Annotated in this window: 2 protein-coding genes; one reads left to right on the forward strand and one right to left on the reverse strand. The window is 63.5% G+C overall.

What is annotated here, in order from left to right; genetic code table 11:
- Positions 1–56 precede the first annotated feature (56 nt).
- Entirely contained in the window at positions 57–1,052 is a 996-nt protein-coding gene (locus Q0176_RS05970; RefSeq protein WP_299300224.1) for a hypothetical protein, read from the forward strand.
- Positions 1,053–1,100: 48 nt separating this feature from the next.
- Here the strand turns inward: Q0176_RS05970 and Q0176_RS05975 are convergent.
- Positions 1,101–2,161: site-specific integrase (locus tag Q0176_RS05975; protein WP_299300226.1), on the reverse strand; the 1,061-nt coding region annotated here is incomplete at its 5' end.

The following is a 2,161-nucleotide window of genomic DNA, read 5'->3' on the forward strand; positions in this document are numbered from 1 at the left end:
AACCGCGACGTGACGACCTGCTCTGGAAGGAGTTATTAAGCAGATTCTTCGTCCCTATGCTTCACTCTTTGCTGCCCGACCTGGCCAGAGACCTCGACGAGAAACGGGACGTCGTTTTCCTCGATAAGGAACTGCGCCGGCTGGCCCGCTTCACCCAAAGGCCGGAGGGCGGCGAGCCGGACGGGAACCGATTCGTGGACCTCCTGGCAAACGTCCCCCTCCGCACCCAGGAAGACGCCTGGGTCCTCCTTCACGTGGAAGTACAGGGCCGCGGTGGGAACGAGGACTTCCCCCTGCGGATGCACCGCTACCGTGGCTTGCTGGAGGGTCGCTACCGCAGGCACGTCAGCGCCCTGGCCCTTCTCATCGAGCCCCTGTCGGAGGCGCAGTCCTGCGGGGTCTATTCCTGGGAGGGATACGGCACGCGGGTGAAGTACGAGTTCCCCGTGTTCAAGCTCTACGAAGGGGACGAGGAGGCCCTGAAGGCGAGCGACAACCCCTTCGACTGGGCGCACCTGGCGGGACTCAGGGCGTGGAAGAGCCGGAACAGCGAGCCGAGGAAGCTGGGCTACCTGAAGGAGATGCTGAAGCTCCTGGACGAGCGGGGCTGGGACCACGCGGACAAGGCGCAGCTGTTGGTGTTTATGGAGGGCGTCATTCACTTGACGGAGGACGAGAGCTCCAGGGAGTACGAGGAGTGGGAGAGTGCTTTGGAAGAGGCAAAGGAGGCGGGACGGATGTACGTCAGCATTATGGAGCGTAAGGGCATTGAAAAGGGCATCCAGTTGGGCAGGACGGAGGGCTTTCAGCTGGGCGAGGCAAGGGGCATCCAGTTGGGCAGGACGGAGGGCTTTCAACTGGGTGAGGCAAGGGGCATCCAGCTAGGCAGAACGGAGGGCTTTCAACTGGGCGAGGCAAGGGGCATCCAGCTAGGCAGAACAGAAACGGCGCGGAACCTGCTTCGGATGGGGCTGGACCTGACCAAAATCGCGGAGGCCACCGGACTGCCCATGGAGGAGCTGCAATCCTTAAAAAACGCGGGGCGTGCGTAAGCGCACAACAAAACTCCCAAGAGCGCTGACAACACTCTTGAGATTGCCTCACATCAGTTCTTTGGCGGCGTTGTCCTCTATGGCATCTTCACGGCGGAAGTAGCCTCGCAGGGTCTGGACGGACCGGTGTCCCGTCTGATTCATTATGGATCGCTCCGTCTTCCCCTGCCGGATCGCCGTCGTTACGAAGCCGGAACGCAGGGAGTGGGCGGAGAGGTCGAGGGACAGACCGGCCGCAGATGCCGCCTGCAGGACGACGAGCCTCATGCTTTGGGCGCTCAGGCGCTCATCGGTCACCTGGCCACTCTTGAGGACCCGCCGGAACAACGGCCCCTCCTGGGGCTCCACGAGGGAGAGCCACCTCTTCAGGAGGGCCGTCGGGGAGGCAGCCTCGTCCCGGCCGGGGAAGATCGCTTTTTGCATCCCCTGCGCCTCCTGGTCCGTCTTTGACCGACGGACATTGAGGATCAGAATCTCCTCGCCGTCGCGGACGGTCCATTTCAGGTCCTCGATGTTCAGGGCGGAGAGCTCGGATCGGCGAAAGGCCCCGGCGAAGCCCAGTGCCAGGATGGCGGCGTCCCGGATGCCTTTTGTGGTGTCGCCACGGGTCGCATCAAGGAGCATCCGCACGACCTCGACGGTGGCCGCGTCTTTCCTGCTGGCGGGGGCGGTGCCATGCTCTCGGCGATACCCTTTCAGGGTCTTCTTTACGAGGAGAGTTTCGGTTGGAGACGATATCCCTTCTGCTCGATGCGCGGCGGCGATGGCGGCGAGGATCTGCTCGACCGTCGCGGGGGCGGCCCCGCTGTTGGCGAGGCTGGCCACGTAGGCGGCGAGGACCTCCGGCGACGTCGGGAAGGCGGTCGAAACGCCCTCAGCCTGGCACCAGGCGAAGAAGCGCTTCAGACGCGAAGCGTAGGCCCGGCGGGTTTCCGGAGCGACTGCAGAGCACAGGAGCTGCCGTACCCGCTCCTGGTACGCCGGCAGGCCCTCAATCAGGGCTCTCCTGCCCTCGTAGACGACCGGAACGTTCTTCGTATCTTCCATCAGGTCCTCCTCCCTCCAGCCCCCCGAGAGGGTACGAAAGCTCACCAAAATAGTTATTGGTA

This window comes from uncultured Fretibacterium sp. (assembly GCF_938040765.1).
GTDB lineage: Bacteria > Synergistota > Synergistia > Synergistales > Aminobacteriaceae > CAJPSE01.